This is a genomic window from Acidithiobacillus sp. TH-A35, assembly GCF_057473505.1.
In genome coordinates, this window is record NZ_JBYCKR010000238.1 from 1 (window position 1) to 3,163 (window position 3,163).

A 3,163-nucleotide genomic window follows, 5' to 3' on the forward strand; every position below is an offset into this window, starting at 1 on the left:
TCCATGCTGCCGTAGAGCTTGATGATTTCGGTTTGTACGCCCCGGCCATGAAAGTAGTCACGGGTAATGTGGGGATATTTGGTGGCAATGCGCACCCGTTCCCAGCGTTGCGGGGCATCGGTAGCCGCCAGGGCGGCGGGTTCGGCTACCGACATGCGGCACAGGCCAATACGCAGGTCCAGTGGCTCATACAAATCCAGCCCCTCCTGCTCCAGCAGCACATCCTTGCCGGCAATGCCGACATCAGCGGCACCCCAGGTCACATAGGTGGGCACATCGCTGGCGCGGATGACCAGAAAGCGGACCTGAGGATCCGTACTGGGAATGATGAGCTTGCGCGATTCATCAGGATCTTCGGCCAGTTCGATGCCTGCCCCTGCGAATAAAGGGATGGCTTCCTGAAGGATGCGGCCCTTGGAGAGGGCGATGGTGATGCCGGTATTCATGATGCGCTCCTGAGACTACCATTGCTGATGCGGCGAATATCCGCGCCGAGAGCCCCCAGTTTTTCCTCGATGACTTCATAGCCGCGATCGAGATGATAAATCCGGTCGATGAGGGTTTCCCCTTCCGCGACCAGCCCCGCGAGCACGAGGCAGGCTGATGCCCGTAAATCCGTGGCCATGACCGGCGCGCCATGGAGTTTGGGGACGCCGCGTACCACGGCAGTTTTGCCGTCGGCGGTGATTTCGGCACCGAGGCGCTGCAATTCGGAAACGTGCATGAAGCGGTTTTCGAAAATGGTTTCAGTAATCACCCCGCTGCCCTCGGCAATACAGTTGAGGGCCATGAACTGGGCCTGCATATCTGTGGGGAAAGCCGGAAAGGGAGCGGTGCGGATATCCACGGCGCGCGGGCGCTTGTGCATGCGCAGGCGGATAAGATCGGCGCCCGTGGTCACTTCTGCCCCGGCCTCGCGCAATTTGAGGATGACACTTTCCAGCAGGCTGGCGTCGGTACGTTTCAGGCAGACATCGCCTCCGGCCATGGCCGCCGCAACCAGATAAGTACCGGTTTCAATACGGTCAGCTACTACGCTGTGTTCGGCGCCATGCAGTTCCTTGACCCCTTCGAGTTCGATGACCGACGTTCCGGCACCGGAAATGCGCGCGCCCATGGCATTGAGACAGCGGGCCAGATCGACAATTTCCGGCTCACGGGCGGCATTTTCCAGAGTGGTGCGCCCTTCGGCGAGAGTGGCCGCCATCAGCAGGTTTTCAGTGCCGGTGACAGAAACGATTTCCATGACAATCCGGGTACCGATGAGGCGCGCCGCCCGGGCTTTAACAAAACCATTTTCCACCGTGATTTCTGCGCCCAAAGCCTGCAAACCACTCAGATGCACGCTGACCGGACGACTGCCGATGGCACAGCCACCAGGGAGGCTGACTTCCGCAGAGCCGTGACGGGCGAGCAGCGGGCCGAGCACGAGAATGGAGGCCCGCATGGTTTTTACCAGTTCGTAGGGAGCTACCAGGGAGTGTACGGGCCTCGGATCTACTTCAATGCCGAGTTGGCCATCCACCAGCACCCTGGCTCCTAGGGTGCTGAGCAGTTCCAGGGTGGTGGTAATATCCCGCAGGTGGGGAATATTGCGCAACTGCACCGGCTCTTTGGCCAGCAAAGTGGCGGCCAGACAGGGCAACGCCGCATTTTTTGCCCCGGATATCCGCAGTTCGCCACGCAGGGGGCCATTACCACGCAGCAGCAATTTGTCCATAGGGCGGTTACAGACTCCTCAGACGCTTTGGGCTTTCTCCACCAGTTTCTGGAGTTCACCCTGCTGGTAGAGGTCAGACATGATATCGGAGCCGCCGACAAACTCACCCTGAATATACAACTGGGGAATGGTCGGCCAGTTGGAAAACTGCTTGATGCCGTCACGAATTTGCGGGTCGGCCAGAACATCTACGGTGAAAAGCTCCTTGACGCCAGCCTGTTGCAACAACTGCACGGCGCGCGCCGAAAATCCGCACTGCGGGGCGCGGGGATTGCCCTTCATGTAAAGTACAACCGGATGTTTTTCAACTTGTTCCTGAATCAGTTCTTGAATGGTAGCCATGCTAATCCTCGTTACGTATACGGCGTGAATGGGTTTCAGTGGCGGGTAGAATGACGTATCTGTTCCGCCTGGTCAGGGGTGAGGGTGCGCAGGGACAGCGCATGAATTTCTTCACGCATACGCTCACCCAGGGCGGCATAAACCCGCTGGTGTTGTTTGACCGGAGACATGCCGACAAAAGTGGCTGAGATGACCAGTGCTTCGAAGTGGGCGCCGTCATCTCCCAGCACTTCCACCTGAGCGTCCGGGAGTTCCTGCTGAATGAGTGATTTGATCAAGTTCGCGTTCATATGAATCATTGTATCCCATCAGCAGCGATTTGTGATCCCCTGTAGAGGCTTTTTCAAAGCGCGGTCCGATACTACTGACGCAGTTTGTAACCGCGATCGAGCAGGCGCCAGGCAAAAAAGCCGGTAATGAGTGCAAAAGCCAGGCTGACCCCCAGGCTGACCCAGATACTGACATCCGAATCGGCAAAAAAACCGTAGCGAAAACCATCAATGATATAGAAAAAAGGATTGACCAGGGAAACCTGCTGCCAGATTTTGGGCAGGGATTGGACGGAATAAAACACGCCAGCCAGAAAGGTCAGGGGCATGATGATAAAATTCTGAAAACCAGCGATCTGGTCGAATTTTTCAGCCCAGAGCCCGGCGATGAGGCCCAGGCTTCCCATGCCACTGGCCCCGAGGATGGCAAAAACCAGAATCCACAGGGGGTGAAGGATGGGAATATGCAAATACAGTAAGGCCAGCGCAAAAATCGCCAGCCCTACCAACAAACCCCGAAACACCGAGGCGGCGACCATGGCGGTAAATATTTCGCTGGGTGTGAGCGGGCTGAGCAGCACAAACACTATATTTCCGGTCACCTTGGATTGAATGAGGCTGGAAGAGCTGTTGGCAAAGGCGTTTTGCAAGACCGACATCATCATCAGGCCTGGCACAATGAAGGCCGTGTAACTGACGCCCGGGTACACGGTGATATGGCTGCCCAGAGCATGTCCAAACACCACCAGATAGAGGATAGTGGTGATGAGCGGAGCGGCAATGGTTTGCAGCCAGACTTTACTGAAACGCAGGGTTTCCTTGTAAAAAAGGG

5 protein-coding genes are annotated in these 3,163 nt (G+C 56.9%); all 5 read right to left on the reverse strand.

Annotation, left to right across the window (positions count from 1 at the left end):
- The coding region (gene hisG / locus AC2VNK_RS07920; protein WP_486883401.1) for an ATP phosphoribosyltransferase at positions 1-446 on the reverse strand (446 nt) is incomplete at its 3' end.
- Positions 443-1,720, reverse strand: coding sequence for a UDP-N-acetylglucosamine 1-carboxyvinyltransferase (gene murA, locus AC2VNK_RS07925; protein ID WP_486883402.1), 1,278 nt, complete (start codon positions 1,718-1,720; stop codon positions 443-445). The genes hisG and murA, both read right to left, overlap by 4 nt.
- Positions 1,721-1,738: 18 nt before the next feature.
- Positions 1,739-2,062: a Grx4 family monothiol glutaredoxin gene (gene grxD, locus AC2VNK_RS07930; protein ID WP_215842500.1), complete on the reverse strand. Its 324-nt coding sequence runs from the start codon at positions 2,060-2,062 to the stop codon at positions 1,739-1,741.
- 35 nt (positions 2,063-2,097) lie between these two features.
- The gene (locus AC2VNK_RS07935; RefSeq protein ID WP_215842501.1) at positions 2,098-2,352 is read right to left on the reverse strand and encodes a BolA family protein; all 255 of its coding nucleotides are present in this window, start codon (positions 2,350-2,352) and stop codon (positions 2,098-2,100) included.
- A gap of 71 nt (positions 2,353-2,423) precedes the next feature.
- Positions 2,424-3,163, reverse strand: a 740-nt coding sequence (locus AC2VNK_RS07940) for an ABC transporter permease (RefSeq protein WP_486883403.1), incomplete at its 5' end; no start/stop codon positions are given.

Bases quoted from the DNA above. Each gene is read 5' to 3' on its own strand.
- AC2VNK_RS07935 (WP_215842501.1), bottom strand. From the start codon at position 2,352: ATGAACGCGAACTTGATCAAATCACTCATTCAGCAGGAACTCCCGGAC.
- murA (WP_486883402.1), bottom strand. From the start codon at position 1,720: ATGGACAAATTGCTGCTGCGTGGTAATGGCCCCCTGCGTGGCGAACTG.
- grxD (WP_215842500.1), bottom strand. From the start codon at position 2,062: ATGGCTACCATTCAAGAACTGATTCAGGAACAAGTTGAAAAACATCCG.